The organism is Stenotrophomonas sp. Steno-C17 (genome assembly GCF_056393165.1).
This window is the reverse complement of the sequence record NZ_JBWJPD010000013.1, coordinates 1-16,169: the sequence shown is the minus strand read 5'-3', so window position 1 is coordinate 16,169 and position 16,169 is coordinate 1. Positions and strand designations below refer to the sequence as shown.

General features: G+C 67.1%; 18 protein-coding genes and 1 riboswitch. Of the genes, 11 read left to right on the top strand and 7 right to left on the bottom strand.

What is annotated here, in order from left to right; genetic code table 11:
• Positions 1-49: 49 nt before the first annotated feature.
• The 5 genes from glyA to ribD all read left to right on the top strand — a co-directional run bounded on the left by glyA (position 50) and on the right by ribD (position 4,129).
• Entirely contained in the window at positions 50-1,303 is a 1,254-nt protein-coding gene (gene glyA, locus AC06FA_RS12880) for a serine hydroxymethyltransferase (RefSeq protein WP_478068649.1), read from the top strand.
• 125 nt (positions 1,304-1,428) lie between these two features.
• Positions 1,429-1,896, top strand: a complete 468-nt coding sequence (locus tag AC06FA_RS12875) for a hypothetical protein (RefSeq protein WP_478068648.1) — start codon at positions 1,429-1,431, stop codon at positions 1,894-1,896.
• Positions 1,889-2,323, top strand: coding sequence for a hypothetical protein (locus AC06FA_RS12870; RefSeq protein WP_478068647.1), 435 nt, complete (start codon positions 1,889-1,891; stop codon positions 2,321-2,323). Before AC06FA_RS12875 ends, AC06FA_RS12870 begins: the two co-directional genes overlap by 8 nt.
• Positions 2,324-2,418: 95 nt before the next feature.
• Positions 2,419-2,940 carry a transcriptional regulator NrdR gene (gene nrdR, locus AC06FA_RS12865; RefSeq protein ID WP_108748499.1) on the top strand — a complete coding sequence of 174 codons (522 nt, stop codon included), beginning with the start codon at positions 2,419-2,421 and terminating at the stop codon, positions 2,938-2,940.
• Between the two features lie 103 nt (positions 2,941-3,043).
• Positions 3,044-4,129, top strand: a complete 1,086-nt coding sequence (gene ribD / locus AC06FA_RS12860) for a bifunctional diaminohydroxyphosphoribosylaminopyrimidine deaminase/5-amino-6-(5-phosphoribosylamino)uracil reductase RibD (protein ID WP_478068646.1) — start codon at positions 3,044-3,046, stop codon at positions 4,127-4,129.
• Here ribD and AC06FA_RS12855 read toward each other — a convergent pair.
• The 6 genes from AC06FA_RS12855 to AC06FA_RS12830 all read right to left on the bottom strand — a co-directional run bounded on the left by AC06FA_RS12855 (position 4,107) and on the right by AC06FA_RS12830 (position 8,707).
• On the bottom strand, positions 4,107-4,775 hold the full coding sequence (locus AC06FA_RS12855) for a hypothetical protein (RefSeq protein WP_478068645.1): 669 nt from the start codon (positions 4,773-4,775) through the stop codon (positions 4,107-4,109). The genes ribD and AC06FA_RS12855 overlap by 23 nt on opposite strands.
• A gap of 22 nt (positions 4,776-4,797) precedes the next feature.
• A complete protein-coding gene (locus AC06FA_RS12850; protein WP_478068644.1) occupies positions 4,798-5,739 on the bottom strand; it encodes a hypothetical protein in 942 nt (313 codons plus the stop codon).
• Positions 5,740-5,875: 136 nt separating this feature from the next.
• Positions 5,876-6,472: a hypothetical protein gene (locus AC06FA_RS12845; protein ID WP_478068643.1), complete on the bottom strand. Its 597-nt coding sequence runs from the start codon at positions 6,470-6,472 to the stop codon at positions 5,876-5,878.
• On the bottom strand, positions 6,472-7,089 hold the full coding sequence (locus tag AC06FA_RS12840) for a hypothetical protein (protein ID WP_478068642.1): 618 nt from the start codon (positions 7,087-7,089) through the stop codon (positions 6,472-6,474). The genes AC06FA_RS12845 and AC06FA_RS12840 overlap by 1 nt, the downstream gene beginning before the upstream one ends.
• 1 nt (position 7,090) lies before the next feature.
• Complete coding sequence (locus tag AC06FA_RS12835; RefSeq protein ID WP_478068641.1) at positions 7,091-7,972, bottom strand: hypothetical protein; 882 nt, start codon at positions 7,970-7,972, stop codon at positions 7,091-7,093.
• Between the two features lie 102 nt (positions 7,973-8,074).
• Positions 8,075-8,707, bottom strand: a complete 633-nt coding sequence (locus tag AC06FA_RS12830) for an outer membrane beta-barrel protein (RefSeq protein WP_478068640.1) — start codon at positions 8,705-8,707, stop codon at positions 8,075-8,077.
• 289 nt (positions 8,708-8,996) lie between these two features.
• A riboswitch (FMN riboswitch) is annotated at positions 8,997-9,141 on the top strand.
• Positions 9,142-9,218: 77 nt separating this feature from the next.
• Here AC06FA_RS12830 and AC06FA_RS12825 point away from each other — a divergent pair.
• From AC06FA_RS12825 to thiL, 5 genes are all read left to right on the top strand, one after another.
• Positions 9,219-9,821 (top strand): riboflavin synthase, encoded by a 603-nt coding sequence (locus tag AC06FA_RS12825; protein ID WP_478068639.1) that lies wholly within the window; start codon positions 9,219-9,221, stop codon positions 9,819-9,821.
• Complete coding sequence (gene ribB / locus AC06FA_RS12820; RefSeq protein ID WP_478068638.1) at positions 9,818-10,918, top strand: 3,4-dihydroxy-2-butanone-4-phosphate synthase; 1,101 nt, start codon at positions 9,818-9,820, stop codon at positions 10,916-10,918. The genes AC06FA_RS12825 and ribB overlap by 4 nt, the downstream gene beginning before the upstream one ends.
• A 146-nt stretch (positions 10,919-11,064) precedes the next feature.
• Positions 11,065-11,532: a 6,7-dimethyl-8-ribityllumazine synthase gene (gene ribH, locus AC06FA_RS12815; RefSeq protein ID WP_478068637.1), complete on the top strand. Its 468-nt coding sequence runs from the start codon at positions 11,065-11,067 to the stop codon at positions 11,530-11,532.
• Complete coding sequence (gene nusB, locus AC06FA_RS12810; protein ID WP_108748505.1) at positions 11,529-12,008, top strand: transcription antitermination factor NusB; 480 nt, start codon at positions 11,529-11,531, stop codon at positions 12,006-12,008. The genes ribH and nusB overlap by 4 nt, the downstream gene beginning before the upstream one ends.
• Positions 12,009-12,164: 156 nt before the next feature.
• Entirely contained in the window at positions 12,165-13,127 is a 963-nt protein-coding gene (gene thiL, locus AC06FA_RS12805; RefSeq protein WP_478068636.1) for a thiamine-phosphate kinase, read from the top strand.
• Positions 13,128-13,308: 181 nt separating this feature from the next.
• Here thiL and AC06FA_RS12800 read toward each other — a convergent pair whose 3' ends face one another.
• The gene (locus tag AC06FA_RS12800; protein WP_478068635.1) at positions 13,309-13,722 is read right to left on the bottom strand and encodes a hypothetical protein; all 414 of its coding nucleotides are present in this window, start codon (positions 13,720-13,722) and stop codon (positions 13,309-13,311) included.
• 434 nt (positions 13,723-14,156) lie between these two features.
• Between AC06FA_RS12800 and AC06FA_RS12795 the strand changes: the two genes are divergently transcribed.
• A complete protein-coding gene (locus tag AC06FA_RS12795; RefSeq protein WP_478068634.1) occupies positions 14,157-16,124 on the top strand; it encodes an acyltransferase family protein in 1,968 nt (655 codons plus the stop codon).
• Positions 16,125-16,169 lie beyond the last annotated feature (45 nt).

Genomic DNA, 16,169 nt, shown 5'->3' with positions numbered 1-16,169 from the left:
CGCGCTTACAATTGCAGGCCCGCTGTCCCCCTACTGCCTGGAGTGACCGATGTTCCCGCGTGACGTCCGCATCGAAACCTACGATCCCGAACTGGCCAAGGCCATCGCCGCCGAAACCCAGCGCCAGGAAGACCACGTCGAGCTGATCGCCAGCGAGAACTACACCAGCCCGGCCGTGATGGAAGCCCAGGGCAGCCAGCTGACCAACAAATACGCTGAAGGCTACCCGGGCAAGCGCTACTACGGTGGCTGCGAATACGTGGACATCGCCGAGCAGCTGGCGATCGACCGCCTGAAGCAGCTGTTCGGGGCCGACTACGCCAACGTGCAGCCGCACAGCGGTTCGCAGGCCAACCAGGCCGTGTACTTCGCCCTGCTGCAGCCGGGCGACACCATCCTCGGCATGAGCCTGGCCCACGGCGGCCACCTCACCCATGGTGCCAAGGTCAATGCCTCGGGCAAGCTGTTCAACGCCGTGCAGTACGGCGTGAACGACCAAGGCCTGATCGACTACGACGAAGTCGAGCGCCTGGCCCTGGAGCACAAGCCGAAGATGGTCGTGGCCGGTTTCTCGGCCTATTCGCAGGTGATCGACTGGGCGCGCTTCCGCGCCATCGCCGACAAGGTCGGTGCCTACCTGTTCGTGGACATGGCCCACGTGGCCGGTCTGGTTGCCGCCGGCGTGTACCCCAGCCCGCTGGAACACGCGCACGTGGTCACCTCCACCACCCACAAGACCCTGCGCGGCCCGCGCGGTGGCATCATCGTGGCCAAGGGCGCTGACGAAGACCTGGTCAAGAAGCTGCAGTCGATCGTGTTCCCGGGCATCCAGGGCGGCCCGCTGATGCACGTCATCGCCGGCAAGGCCGTGGCCTTCAAGGAAGCACTGGAGCCGGGCTTCAAGGCCTACCAGCAGCAGGTGGTGAAGAACGCCCAGGCGATGGCCACCACGCTCATCGCGCGCGGCTACAAGATCGTGTCCGGCGGCACCCAGAACCACCTGATGCTGGTGGACATGATCGGCAAGGACGTGTCCGGCAAGGACGCGGAAGCCGCGCTGGGCAAAGCCCACATCACCGTCAACAAGAACTCGGTGCCCAACGACCCGCGTTCGCCGTTCGTGACCTCGGGCCTGCGCCTGGGCACCCCGGCCGTCACCACCCGCGGTTATGTCGAACAGGACTGCGTGGACCTGGCCAACTGGATCGCCGACGTGCTCGACGCCCCGAGCGATGACGCCGTCATCGCCCGCGTGCGCGATGCGGTCAGCGCGCAGTGCCGCAAGTACCCGGTCTACGGCTGATTGAAGCAGGGCAGGGGTCGGATCCCTTTCCAACGGAAAGGGCTCTGACCCCGCCAGCAGGAACCCGGGGGTCGGATCCCTTTCCAACGGAAAGGGCTCTGACCCCGCCAGCAGGAACCCCGCGCATGGACGAGCGCCGTCTCAAACGCATCTACATCGCCCTGGCGGTGCTCTTCGGCCTGCCCAGCCTGCTGCTGGGCGCGGTCGGCGCCTTCATCGCCGCCATGATGGGCGTGTTCGCCTTCATCCGCGTCGACGCAGACAGTCTGCGCTTCGGCAGCGGCCTGCTGCTGTGGGGGCTGGCCGGGCTGTCGGGCCTGTTGGCCTGGGTGATGCTCAGTGCGTTCTGGCTGCGCAAGGGCTTCGCGGGCCTGCGCGCGGCCTGGTCGGGCTGGTGGTGGCAGCTGGCCCTGGGCATGCTGGCCACGCTGCCGATGCTGGTGCTGGCACTCACCTATTTCTCCGAACTGGGCCTGACCGTGTTGAACAGCCTGTTCGCCGGGCCCTCGTTGCTGGTGCCCGCCACCGTGCTGTTCTGGCTGCGCTGGCTGGGCCCGGCATCGTCCGCCAAGCAGGACGGCGACCATGGATGAGCGCACGCATCGGCGCCTCTACATTGCCCATGGCCTGCTGCTCGGCCTGCCCGCGCTGCTGGCCGGTGGCCTGGTGGCGGGCTTCGGGGTCTATACCTTCCTCACCCGCAGTGCCTTCATGCGCGGCGACGAGGGCACCGTGCTGTTCCTGTGGTCGGCGGCCGGGTTGGCGGGCCTGGTTGGCTGGCTGTGGCTGAGCGTGTGCTACCTGCGGCAGGGCCGCGGCGCACTGCCGCACACCCGCGCGCTGCCGTGGATCGGGTTGGCGCTGGGCGGGCTGGCCGCGTTGGGCGTGGTGGGCTACATCGGCTTCGCCTGGACCACCGGTAGCCCGTGGCAGGTGCTGGGCTATCTGGTGCTGGGGCCGCCGTTGCTGGTGCCCGCAGCGCATCTGCTGTGGCTGCGCCATGCCGCAGGCAAGGCGTGACGTGGACAACTATTTGCCGCCCAAGGCCTTCTCAGGTACCGTTGCGACGCTGCCATGACCATGGCCGTGAGTTTGTCCCCTGAGCCAGGCGTTCCATGCATTGCCCTTTCTGCCAACATGCCGATACCCGCGTCATCGATTCGCGCGTCTCTGAAGACGGCGCGACGATCCGCCGTCGGCGTGAGTGCGAGGCGTGCAACGAGCGCTTCAGCACGCTGGAAACCGTCGAACTGAAGCTGCCGGCCATCGTCAAGAGCGATGGCACGCGCGAGGCGTTCGACCAGCGCAAGGTGCGTGCCGGCTTCGACCGCGCGCTGCAGAAGCGTGCGGTGCCGGAAGAAAAGATCGAAGCGGCGGTACGCGCGGTCGTCCATCAGCTGCGCATCAGCGGCGAACGCGAAGTGCCCTCGATCAAGGTGGGCGAGTTCGTGATGAACGAACTGCGCAAGCTCGACCATGTCGGCTACGTGCGCTTCGCTTCGGTGTACCGCAGTTTCGAAGACGTGGCCGATTTCCGCGAGGAGATCGAGAAGCTGGAACGCGACCTGCCGTCCAGCACCGAACAGCTGCAGCTGCTGGGCGATGTGATCGCCCTGACCAAGAAGAAAAAGGGCTGACGCCCTGCTGCCTGGTAGGTGCCAACCTTGGTTGGCACGGAGGCGAGCATTGCCGGTAGCGCCGGGCCATGCCCGACTGGATCGACAGCGCTACCATGGCGCCATGACGACTCCGTTCTCCGCCCTCGACCACCTGCACATGGCCAACGCACTGCGTCTGGCCGAGCGTGCCGCCTACACCACCCGTCCCAACCCGATGGTCGGCTGCGTGATCGCCCACGGCGAGCGCGTGGTCGGGCGGGGCTGGCACCAGCGTGCCGGCGGCCCGCATGCCGAAGTGTTCGCCCTGCGCGAAGCGGGCGGCGATGCGCGCGGGGCCACCGCCTACGTCACCCTGGAACCCTGCGCGCACTATGGGCGCACGCCACCGTGCGCGCTGGCCCTGATCGAGGCGGGTGTCTCGCGTGTGGTCGCCGCGATGCGCGATCCGTTCCCGCAGGTCGATGGCGGTGGCTTCGATCTGCTGCGAGCGGCGGGCATCGACGTCGCCGAAGGTCTGATGGCCACGCAGGCGCGCGAGTTGAACAAGGGCTTCCTGTCGCGGGTGGAGCGCAACCGGCCGTGGCTACGCGTGAAGCTGGCCGCCAGCCTGGATGGCCGCACGGCGATGGCCGATGGAACGTCGAAATGGATCACCGGCGCGGCCGCGCGCGAAGACGTGCAGCATTGGCGCGCACGCGCGGGCGCGATCCTGACCGGTGCCGACACCGTGCTGGCCGACGACCCGATGCTGACCGTGCGATTGGCTGGCACCGAGGTGTCGCCACCGCTGCGCGTGGTGCTCGATTCACGCCTGCGCTCGCTGGAATGCAGCCGCGTGCGCGAGGGTGGGGCGCCCACGCTGTACCTGCATGATGCAGCGGTGAGTGCACCGGACGCAGCCGATGCCGAATTCGCCAGTGTGGCCAGCGTGGACGGGCGGTTGGACCTGGCTGCGGTGCTGGCGCTGCTGGCCGAGCGCGGCATCAACGAGGTGCACACTGAAGCCGGTGCCACCCTGGCCGGTGCGCTGCTGCGCGGCGGCTGGGTGGATGAGCTGCTGCTGTACCAGGCGCCTACCTTGCTGGGCGACACCGGCCGCCCGCTGCTGGCGGGTCTCGGCATCGAAGCGATGGACCAGCAGCGTCGCCTGCGCGTGGTCGATCAGCGCCAGGTGGGCGAAGACATCAGGTTGCTGCTGCGGGCGTGACAGGCTTCGGGGGTGCGCGGTCGATTCGCTCATCCCATGCCTGCATCGGCAGCAACAGCCTGCGGATGTCGGCGTCGAAATGCAGCATCTCAACGCTGTCCCACGGTTCGTCGCCGGTGCTGATGAGGCGCATGCTTCCTTCGTGCAGCCCATCGGGCGCGTTGCGCAGCGCCGTCGCGTAGGCCATGCGGAAAGCCGCGTCCTGCATCGGGTCGCTCTGTCCTTCCTTCATCCGCAATCGGCTGCGGCGGTAGGATTCGAAGAACCCCGACATGTCGGGAAGCACGCACCGATAGGTTACGGTGCCAACGCCGAGTGTTCCGGCTTGCTCAACATCGCTGCCGGTTGCGCGGCAGTGGATGGTCTGCCGGCGTGCCTGCAGCGCGTCGGCAATCGGCGTGCCCATTACCTCATCCAGATCCTGGAAGGCGCGGCCTTTGACTTTCAGTTCGACGTCGGCCGGCACGGCCGTGGTCGCGGTCAGCAGGCTGTTGCGTAGCTGCATGCTGGCCTGCGCATCGTCGTGCAACACGGCCCGTGCATGGGCGTCGAAGGTCGCTTCCAGCGAGAGCGCCACGGCAGGCGCGGCGGCAGTGGTGAGCGGCGCCGCCAGCAGCAGGAGGGCGATGGGTTTCAGCATGCGCATTCGCCGCTCCAGATCGTCGACGTCATGACCCGCGGAATCGAACCGAGGCGGCCATCACCCCGACCGCATCTTCCACTTCGCTGGAACTGTCTGCAGGCAGAATGGCGACCAGACGCACGAACCGTTCACCCGGCCACAGGGCGAGATAGTGGCGAAAGTGGCGTCCGTCGGGTGTGACCCCGTCAACCCGGTGTCCGGTGATGCCGCCAAATGGCACGTTCTCTCTCGAGGTGATCGTTCCACCCTGAATCCTGACAGCGCCTGCAATCAACTGATCGGATACTTCGGCCAGATCATCCGAATCGAACGGAAGCGAGAGCTGGGACGCGATGATCACCAAGGGCTGGCGACCTTCGGGATCGGTGTCCAGTTCGCCGACCGTAAGCAGCATGGCGGAGCCGGAGAGCGTATCGACCCGTCGAAAGGGAAGCGCTGGCTCGACGCTGAAGGGCAGCGCGGCAACCTTCTGCTCCAGGGTGGCGGGTGGTGCCAGCGTGACCGAGGCCAGGGCCTGCATCGCTTGCTTGTGTGTCAGTGCGTGATCGTCAGGGGCCTGGATCGTGATCAGCACGGTGGGAGACCCGCTGAACAGCGCCATCCACTTTTCAAAGGTGTGACCATGCGCGACCTGGCTGCCGATGACCACCGGGATCGTGCGCCCCGCGATCCTGAGCGACTCCAGGCGATCAACCTGCACCCCCTGACTGGCGAAGCGGCTGCGCGCGGTGGGTTCATCCGCGAACAGTTCACTGACTGCGCTGCTGGCTTCGACCGGCAGCTCGGCGACGAGGATGCTCGCCCGTCCATCGTCACTGACGAAGCCGGAGAAGTTGGGGGCCGGTGCGAACCCGGGTGGTGGCGCCAGGCTGACCACTGAGCCGGGGACGGCCATTGCAGGCGGGGACGGCGGTGAGCAAGCTGCGAGCAGCAACGCCTGCAGCAGGGCGAAGAAGCGTTTGAACATGGCGGGGGGGAAAGCAGGAGAAGTGCCCTAGGATCAGCCGACTGCGCGCCCAGATCCATGCAACTTGTCCGAAATTTCAGCGGCCTGAAAGCCTCCACCGGCGACGAACCGGCGCTGCCGAAGGCAGGCGCTGCAGTTACTTTGGCAGCGGCAGCAGCAGCTCGATCCACTGGTGCAGCGGCGGCATGTCCTGCAGCACCCAGACCGCATGTTCGTCCTCGCGCGCCAGGAATACGTTGCCCGTGTGGTCGCGCTTGGGAGCGCGTTGCAGCAGGTCGATCATTTCTTTGACACCTGCCAGTTCATCCTCTTCGCCGGATTCGCGAACCCCGTCGTCCGGCGTCCCTTCCGGCACCGCCGCGTAGTCGGGTACCCGGCAGGTGTACGCAACGATGGCGATCTGCAGATCGTCACTGTCCTTGCGTTCGCTGCCGGTGCTGTGGCAATGGGTCTGCCGCAGTGCCAGCGCTATCTGGCGCGAAAGCTCACGCCCCACCCGTGTGCGCGCATCGTCCACCGTTGCATCGCCCACCACAATGCGGTCGACCGCATCGTCCCAGCGTTCGCTGCGCAGGGGCATGCCGGTCAATGCGGCCAGCTGTGCCTCGGCGTCGGTGTTCCCTTCCAGCATGAACCTGCCGAACAGGTCAAAACTCTGCTCCGGTGTAGGCAGCGGTGTCTGTGCAGATGCGGTGGAAGCGAAGAGCAGGAAGGCAAGCAACAGGCGCGGCATCAGGGTGTCTCGTCGGTCAGGTGTTCGTTCCACTCAAAGAACGGCAGGAATGCATCGGCCACCGTCGCGATCAACGGTGTCGGGTTGCCGATGCGCCAGACCGCGTCCTCACGGTCGCGGTTGAACGTCATCCTGACATGTTGTTCGTGCTCGGGCGCCAGCGCCATCGCCCGCGTGTAGGCGCTGGCCAGGGCGGGGGCCATCTGTGGCGGATGCGGTCCGCCGAACGGTACCGGGTGTTGCCGGTACACCGGCAGCAACGCGGATAGATCGGGCAGGCGGCAGCGGTAGCTGACCTCAGCGGTGTTGGCCTGCGGGTAGCGCACGCTGTCGGTGCTGCAGCCGGCCGAACGCTGCCGCTTGCGCACGGCTGCGGCGGCCCGCGGCCAATCGGCCAGTTCGGGCGCCTGCTCCAGGTGGCTCATCGCGGCCAGCGCGGCCGCGATGGCCGAGCCTGTGTCGCTGTGCAGATAGCGGGCCAACGTCGCCTGCGCCTCGTCGTCGCCGTGCACGATCACCTGCGCATACAGGTCGAATGCCTGTATGGAGGGATCGGCATCGGCCGCAGCGGGGGCCAGCAGCGCGGCCGCCAGCCCCCATTGCTTCACTGCACGCACGTCAGGCGCACGCGTCGGTCCACATCATTTCCGCCACCGGGCGCAGTGCCTTGCATTCCTGCGTCATCGCTTCGGCCGACTGCACCTGCGCCTTGGCTTTCAGCTCTTCGGCCATCGCGTCCACGCCGCTGATCTGGTCCGGGGCGATCTTGGCCACGCAGCTGCGGTGCTGCTGCAGCAGCAGGTCGCAGCCCGGTACGCCGGTCACCTTGGGCGCCTCGGCGGCAGCGGCATCCTGCATCCACTCGTCGAAGGGGGCCAGTGCGCCCACCACCGGGCCGATCAGATCGTCGAAGTTGGCGCTGTACCAGAACGCACCGTCCTTGGCCGTGTACAGCTTCAGGCTGCCGGTGATCGGCTGGCGCGGGCCGCTCTGCAGGGCCTGGGTGTAGGCCTCGGTGAAGCGGATGCGCGTGGCCGGGGTGCCTTCGGCCAGGCTTTCGGCGAACAGCGGGCGCACGGCGGTCAGATCCACCGCCTGGCAGCGGAACTGCACCGTGGCGATCTTCTGGTCGTCCACGTATTCGTTGTCTTCCACCTGGCTGCCGGTGGCGCGGCACTGCGAACCGTGCAGGGCCTTGGCATACAGCGCTTCGGCCGCGGCCGGGTCGGCCTTGGCGCCGGCGCCGGCCAGCACCACCTGCCACGGCTCGGCCAGTGCCTTGGCCAGCGCACCGGCCGGCGGGCTCAGTGCGTCTTCGCCGTTGAAGGCCGGCTTCAGCGCCTCGTTCAGGCGGGCGGTGGCGGCGCTGTCATCTTCCAGCAGGGCGCGTGCGTACAGATCGAAGGTCTGTTCCGGGGTCAGTGCGGCCGGGGCAGCGCCGGCCAGCAACGGGGCGCCGATCAGCGCGGTGGCCAGCAGGGTGCGAAGGGGGGTCTTCATGACGGATTTCCTGTTCCAGAGGCGCGCAAGCCTAGCCGATCCGCACGAAAAAAAACGGGCCCCTTGCGGGGCCCGTTCGATTACACGACGAGGATCGGGCAATCAGAAGCTGGCGCGCACGCCGGCGGAGAACTGGGTCGCGCCGTCGTAGGCCTGGACCTCACCCACCAGACCCCAGGTCTTGGTGAAGTTGATCTGGCCGCCCAGCGTGCCCACCCACTCGCCGTCGATGTCGCTGCCGTCGATGTAGCCGGCCTTCAGCCAGGCTTCGGTCCGGCGCGAGGGCTTGCCACGCACACCCAGGGTGACGCGGCCGGCGTTGACGTGGCCCTTGTCGCGGCTCACTTCGGTGCCGTCGAAGGACATCTTCAGCTCTTCGTTCAGACGCACCCAGGCGATGTCGCTGGTGAAGTCGATGCGGTCGGTCATCGGCATGTGGTAACCAATACCCAGCTCCGGCTGCTCCAGCTTCTGCTTGGCGCGCACGTTGATGTCGTAGTAGTCCCAGTTGTAGGTCTTGCTGACGGTCGAGTAGCCGCCGAAGACGTTCACCTGCTCGGCGATGGCGAACGAGCCGCGCACGTAGCCGCCGTCCAGCTTCGGCTTGGAGCCGCCGCCATTGTCCAGCTGCAGCTGGGTCCAGCCACCTTCAACGTAGGTGTAGCTCAGGGCTTCGGCCTGTGCCGACAGCGGGGCAGCGGCCAGCAGGGCGGCCACGATCAGGATCTTGCGCATGAAGGTTCCTAGGGATTTCAGTCCATTGGCGGGATACCAGCTTGGCAACCCGTGGCGACGTCATGTCGACCGAGGGCTGAGTTTAATGAAATCTTCACAGAATGCGAGGGACCTTCGTCACAGCTGGAAAGGGAAACAGGGTCGGATCCGTTTCCCGGCGGGAAACGGCTCTGACCCCTCGTGGTCCGGCGGACGGGGTCAGAGCCCGTTGCTGCGCAACGGGATCCGACCCCGGGGCACCCCGTTCAGCCCGGGCTGGTACACTAGCCGCGCCGGTTCGCCGGTACACAAACGTCTTCAGGGCGGGGTGCGATTCCCCACCGGCGGTAGGTGCGCAAGCACGAGCCCGCGAGCGCCCCGGCCCACGGCTGGGGGTCAGCAGATCCGGTCCAATGCCGGAGCCGACGGTATAGTCCGGATGAAAGAAGACGGTGCCACAGGGCCTTCGCGGCCCTGCGCCCGCCTGTTTGCCTTGCGGCGTTTTTCGCTCACTTTCCGCGGAGAACGTTTCTTGTTTACTGGAATCATCGAAGGCGTCGGCCGTCTGGCCGCACGCGAAGCCATCGGCGGCGATGTCCGCTTCACCTTCAACGTCGGCAGCCTGCCGTTCGACCACGTGCAGATGGGCGAGAGCATCGCCATCAACGGCGTGTGCCTTACCGTCATCGCGTTCGACGCCACCAGCTTCCAGGCCGATGCCTCCACCGAGACCCTGGGCCTGACCACGCTGGGCCAGCTGGCCGAAGGCGCCGTCATCAACCTTGAACGCGCCATGCGCCCGACCGACCGCCTCGGCGGCCATCTGGTCAGCGGCCACGTCGATGGGCTCGGCCAGGTGCTGTCCATCCACGAAGATGCCCGTGCCCAGCGCTGGCGCTTCGCCGCGCCCGCTGCGCTGCGCCGCTACATCGCCAAGAAGGGCTCGATCTGCGTGGACGGGGTCAGCCTCACCGTCAACGAAGTGGATGACGAAGGCTTTGAAGTCGCCCTGATTCCGCACACTGTGGCCAACACTGCGTTTTCCGCCACGAGCGTCGGCAGCGCGGTGAACCTGGAAATCGATCTGGTCGCTCGGTATGTCGAGCGGCTGTTGGGTGAAGGAGCCCGCGCATGAACTTCGCCCCCATCCCCGAGATCCTGGAAGACATCCGCCAGGGCCGCATGGTCGTCATCGTCGATGACGAGGACCGCGAGAACGAAGGCGACCTGATCATGGCCGCCGAGCTGGTCAAGCCGTCGGACATCAATTTCATGGTCACCCACGGTCGCGGCCTGGTGTGCCTGCCGCTGACCCGCACCCGCGCGGCCGATCTGGGCCTGGCGCCGATGGTGCAGTCCAATACCGCGCAGTTCCAGACCAACTTCACCGTCAGCATCGAAGCGGCTGAAGGCGTGACCACCGGCATCTCCGCCCATGATCGCGCCCATACCATCCGCACCGCGGTGAAGCCCAATGCCAAGCCGGCCGACCTGCACCAGCCCGGCCACATCTTCCCGCTGATCGCCCAGCCCGGCGGCGTGCTGACCCGCGCCGGCCACACCGAAGCGGGCGTCGACCTGGCCATGCTGGCCGGGCTGGAGCCGGCCGGCGTGCTGGTGGAAATCCTGAACCCCGACGGCAGCATGGCGCGCCGCCCGGAACTGGAAGTGTTCGCCCGCGAGCACGGCCTGAAGATGGGCTCCATCGCCGATCTGATTGCCTACCGCCTGGCCACCGAAAAGACCGTCGAGCGCGTGGACGAGCGCGACATCGACACCGAATTCGGCCCGTTCAAGCTGGTCACCTACCGCGACCGGATCGCCCACGACCTGCATTTCGCCCTGGTGCGCGGCACGCCCGCGGCCGATACCCCCACCCTGGTGCGGGTGCAGGTGGAAAACCCGCTGGCCGACCTGCTGCATTGGCGCCGCGATGATTTCGGCGTGGCCGCCACCGATGCCCTGCGCGCGATCGCCGCTGAAGGCGCGGGGGTGATGGTGGTGCTGTCGGCCCCGCGCGACGGCGAGGCCCTGCTGGCCCGCCTGCGCCAGCAGCCGGCGCCGGTGGTTCCGGGCAAGGACAAGGACGTGGGCCAGTGGCGCCGCAACGGTGCCGGCGCGCAGATCCTGTCCGACCTGGGCCTGGGCAAGCTGCGCGTGCTGGGTACCCCCCGCCGCCAGGTCGGCCTGGCCGGGTACGGCCTGGAAGTGGTGGAAACGGTGACCCTGTAGCGGTCGCCCAATGGGGTCGGAGCCCGCGGCGCGGGATCCGACCCGGGTAGCGCCGGGCCATGCCCGGCGGATGCCAGGCCTCAGCCAGCCACGGCCGGGGCCCATCCACGCTAGAATTACCCCCTTATCGAACCCCCAAGCCGCTTATGAGCCACTACGAAGGCGATCTTCGCACCCCTGAAACGGCGCGCTTTGCCATCCTGGCCAGCCGCTGGAACGCCCGCATCACCGATGCGCTGGTCGCTGGCGCCCGCCAGAGCCTGGCCGGCAACGGCATTGCCGAAGCCAACGTCGACGTGATCCGTGTGCCGGGTGCCTGGGAGCTGCCGCTGGTCGCCGCGCGCCTGGCCGCCGCCCACGAGCACGCCGCCATCCTTACCCTGGGCTGCGTGATCCGTGGCGATACCCGCCACTACGAACACGTGGCCGACCGCTGCGCCGAAGGCCTGATGCGCGTGCAGCTGGATTTCGGCGTGCCGGTGCTGAACGGCGTGCTGGCGGTGGAACGCGTTGAAGACGCCGAGGCCCGCGCAGGCGGCAGCCACGGCAACAAGGGCGAGGAAGTCGCACTCGCCGCACTGGAAATGGTCAATCTGCTGGAGCAACTGCCATGAACAAGAACACCCAGGGCAAGCCCTCCGGTAAACCCGTCCGCCGCGATGGCATCGACCCGGTGCTGCGCTCGCGCGCCCGCCGTCGTGCCGTGCAGGCGCTCTACGCGTGGCAGATCTCCGGTGGCAATGGCCAGTCGCTGATTGCCCAGTTCGCCCACGAACAGGCGCGCGAAATCGCCGACCTGGCGTATTTCGAAGCGCTGGTACATGGCGTGCTGGACAACCGTCGTGACATCGACGAAGCCCTGGCGCCGTACCTGGACCGCGGCATCGAAGAAGTGGACGCCATCGAACGCGCCGTGCTGCGCCTGGCCGGCTACGAGCTGCGCTACCGCCTGGACGTGCCGTACCGCGTGGTCATCAACGAAGCCATCGAATCGGCCAAGCGCTTCGGTTCCGAGCACGGCCACACCTACGTCAACGGCGTGCTGGATCGTGCCGCCGTGGAATGGCGCAAGGTCGAATCGGGTCACTGATCCGGTTCTGCTTCTGGCGGATGCCCTGACTCTGCCTTCGGTAGGTGCCAACCTTGGTTGGCACGGGTGAAAACCCGCCCAGACACCGCTTCTGGTAGGTGCCAACCTTGGTTGGCACTGATGCCTGACATCGCCATTACCCCTCGGGAGCGCACCATGTCCCTGGCCGAATTCGCCCTCATTGACCGCATCCGCGCCCGCACCGTCGAGCGCGACGACATCGTGCTGGGCATTGGCGATGACGCTGCGCTGCTGCAGCCGCGCCCTAACGAGCAACTGGTGGTCACCGCCGATACGTTGAACAGCGGCGTGCATTTCCCGGCCGAAACCCCGGCCTTCGACATCGGCTGGAAAACGCTGGCGGTCAATCTTTCCGATCTGGCCGCGATGGGCGCGCGCCCGGCGTGGTGCACGCTGGCGCTGTCGTTGCCGGAGGCCAGCGAAGACTGGATCGAAGCCTTCGCCGATGGTTTCTTCGCTCTGGCCGACCAGCATGACATCGCGCTGATTGGTGGCGACACCACGCGCGGTCCGCTGTCGCTGACGGTGACCGCCATGGGCCAGGTCGGCCGTGGCCAGGCGCTGCGTCGCGACCGCGCGCAGGTGGGCGACGACATCTGGGTCAGTGGTACGCTGGGCGATGCCGCTGGCGCGCTGCGCCTGTGGCAGCAGGGCGCGTTGAACGTGGCCACGGCCACGCTGCTGGCCGACTACGAAAGCCTGCGCCTGCGTCTGCTGCGGCCGACGCCGCGCGTCACCCTGGGCCTGCGTCTGCGCGCGTTCGCGCATGCAGCCGTGGATGTGTCCGATGGCCTGCTGGCCGACCTGGGCCACATCGCCACGCGCAGTTCGGTGGCCGCGCATGTCGATGCCGATCTGTTGCCGGTTTCAAATGCGCTGCGTGAGTTGCTGGGCCGCGAAACCGCCCGCGAATGCGCACTGCGCGGCGGCGACGATTACGAACTGTGCTTCACCGCCGCCGCCAGCCAGCGCGACGCGCTGCACTACCTGGCCGAATCGCTGGACCTGCCGCTGACCCGCATCGGCCGTATTGCCGAAGGGCAGGGCGTGCACGTGGATGGCGAAGCCGCCGACGGCGGCTACCAGCACTTCGCCTGAAGCGCCGCACCGTAGAGTCGAGCCATGCTCGACTGCCTCTCGCGCCGCACCGTAGCGTCGAGCTTGCTCGACTGCCCCTCGCGCCGCGCCGTAGCGTCGAGCTTGCTCGACTGCCTCTCGCGCCGCACCGTAGAGTCGAGCTTGCTCGACTGCGTTCAGCAACAGTCGAGCAAGCTCGACTCTACAACGCGGCGTGCAACTGCACATCCACGTACTCCGCCAACCCACGGCACGCCAGCAGCAGCCCCTCGCGCGGGCCATCGCCCATGTCCCGGCTCACCTCGCCATCCACCCGCACGCGCTCGGTGGCATGCAGCAGTTCCAGCAGGAATGTCAGCCCGGCGTTGGCGCGATCAATGCGCGCCAAGGCCAACCGCTGCCCCGGCGTGCAGCCTCTTCCCGGCCACGGCTGACCGTCGGCGGCATCGCCCTGGCGGATGTGCTGCAGGCAGTCCAGCAGCGTGACGGTACCTCGTGATGTTCCTTTCTGAAGGGAAACGAACGTCGTTTCCAGCGTGCGCGCCACATCGTCAGGAAGACGCAGGGCGGCTTCGCCGAGCGTGGCGAACAGATGGGGATAGGTCGATGCGGTCATGGCGGCGTCCTTGAGTGCGAAGCAGGGGCCGCCCCTGCGAAAGCGCAAGGGCGGCGGACGGTGCGTGGCTCCAATACCGGGGACAGCTCGTTCCGGTGGGCACAAGGCCCTCCACGCACCGCCCGCCAAAGACGCGCGGACGGATTGCCAGCCGACGCCGCTGAACAAGAAAAGCGACGCCGACTGGCAAGCGTAAACAACAAGCTGTCCTACAGGATTGGAGTCCCGTGCCACCCGTTGTCGGTGGCGATCCATCATGCGCATGGAAACGCCACTGCACCCATCAGAAAAGCTTGAAATTCGAAAGCGTTGAACACGAAGCCCGATGCTGTAAGTGACGGAATAGTCCGGTCAAATGCGTCAGGTGGCGCGACAACTCACGATGTCGCCATTGCCGCTTGTCTGCGACGGCGCTGCTTTCGATGATGCGCGGCATGACGTTCCATCGCGATACCCACAACAACACCATCGACGGCCTGCGCGCATTCGCCGTAGTGGCCGTCATCGTCTTCCACATCGACGCTGCATGGTTGCCCGGTGGCTTCACCGGCGTGGACATGTTCTTCGTCATTTCCGGCTTCGTCATCAGCCAGGCGCTGGCGTCGCGTTCAACGCAGCCGCTGGGCGTTCTTCTGTTGGATTTCTATCGGCGCCGCGTGCTGCGCTTGCTGCCGGCACTGCTGGTCATGCTGCTGGCCACGTTCGTGCTGTCGGCATTGTTCATTCCACGCGCGTGGCGCAATGAGCAGTTCGACCAGACCGGCTGGGCCGCGCTGGTCGGACTCAGCAATATCGTGTTGGCCGGCCAGCACGATGACTACTTCTCGCCCGGTGCGGAACTGAACCCGTTCCTGCATACCTGGACGCTGGGTGTGGAGGAGCAGTTCTATCTGATCTTCCCGCTGCTGTTCCTGGTGTGGCTGCGCGGCCGCGAGCGCTGGTGGTGGGCACGGCTGTTGCTGCCGGTGCTCACCGTGCTGTCGCTGCTGTGGGCAGGTTGGCAGGCGCAGACGGCACCGACAGCGGCGTTCTACCTGCTACCGTCGCGGTTCTGGGAACTGGCGGGCGGTGCGCTGCTGTACCAATGGATGCAAACGCGCGAGCGTGGCCGGAACGCGAACGTCCTCGCGCCTGCAGGTCTGGCCTTGCTGGTGGCCGGCGCATGGATGGCCCCGCATCTGCCCATGCCGGTGCCGGGCGTAATGATCACCATGGTCGGCACGCTGCTGCTGTTGGCAGGCGTTTCCCGGCAGGCAGGTGGTGGTATCGCCCGGGTCCTGGGCTGGGCATCGCTGGTGTACCTGGGGCGCCTGTCGTATTCGCTGTACCTGTGGCACTGGCCGCTGCTGGTGCTGCTGCGTTGGACCTATGGCCTGCAAGGCGCGGCATTGTGGCTATACCCCGTGTTGTTGCTGGCGGTATCGGCTGCGTCCTATCACCTGGTCGAGCAACCGCTGCGGCACGCCGGTCCCTTGCTGCGTTGGGCACCGATCAAGACGCTGGCATCGGCGTTGCTGCTGGTGGCGCTGTGTGGCGTGGGCGCGTGGGCCAGTGTTGAACATCACGAGCGTATCTCGCTCAGCGTGACCCGCGACAGCCATGCCTGGCAGGCGCGCCGCTATCCGCCGTGGCGGCCGCTGGAGTCGGTTGCGGCGCCGAACCTGGACGGGCGACGCTTGTTCGTGGCCGGCGATTCGCATGCCGCCGCCTACCGCACCATGACCAGCATGGTGGCGCGGCAGACCGGCATGAGCGTGCAGCAGAGCGATCAGGGCGGCTGCAGTTTCGTGAACCTGCTGCGCGCCAGCCCGGCCGGCTGCCAAGGCTTCATCGAGCAGACGCTTTCGCAGATCGAGCGCGAGGCGCGACCCGGTGACATCGTGCTGCTGGCCGCATTGCGCATGCCGGAACTACGTGGGTTCGACTGGGCCCGCCAGGACGAGCAGACCGTCTACCGGCGTCTGATGGCGCAGCGCACGGATGCGGACGCCCAGGCTGCACGCGAAGAGGCCGAACGCGTGCTGCAGCGGTTGCAGACGCTGGGCGTGCAGGTGGTGATTGACGCTCCGTTGCCGCTGTTCAAGGCCGGCGCCTATCGCTGCTCGGATTGGTTCAACCGCATGAACCCTGCCTGCGCTGGTGGCCTGCAGATGGCCCGCACCGATCTGGAAATGCTGCGCGCACCGCAGATGGCACTGCTGAGCGATCTTGCCGCGCGCTATCCCGTGTTGACCGTGTGGGACCCACTGCCACTGCTATGCGGGCCCGAGGTCTGCAAGGCAGTGGACGATGGCCAACCGCTGTTCTTCGACAACGACCACCTGAGCGGGCACGGCAACCGCGTGCTGCTGCCGCACTTCCGCCAGCTGCTGATCGACACCGCCGACAACGCGCCCCCGTAGAGTCGAGCTTGCTCGACTGATCTTCCTGTAGCGCCGAGCCATGCT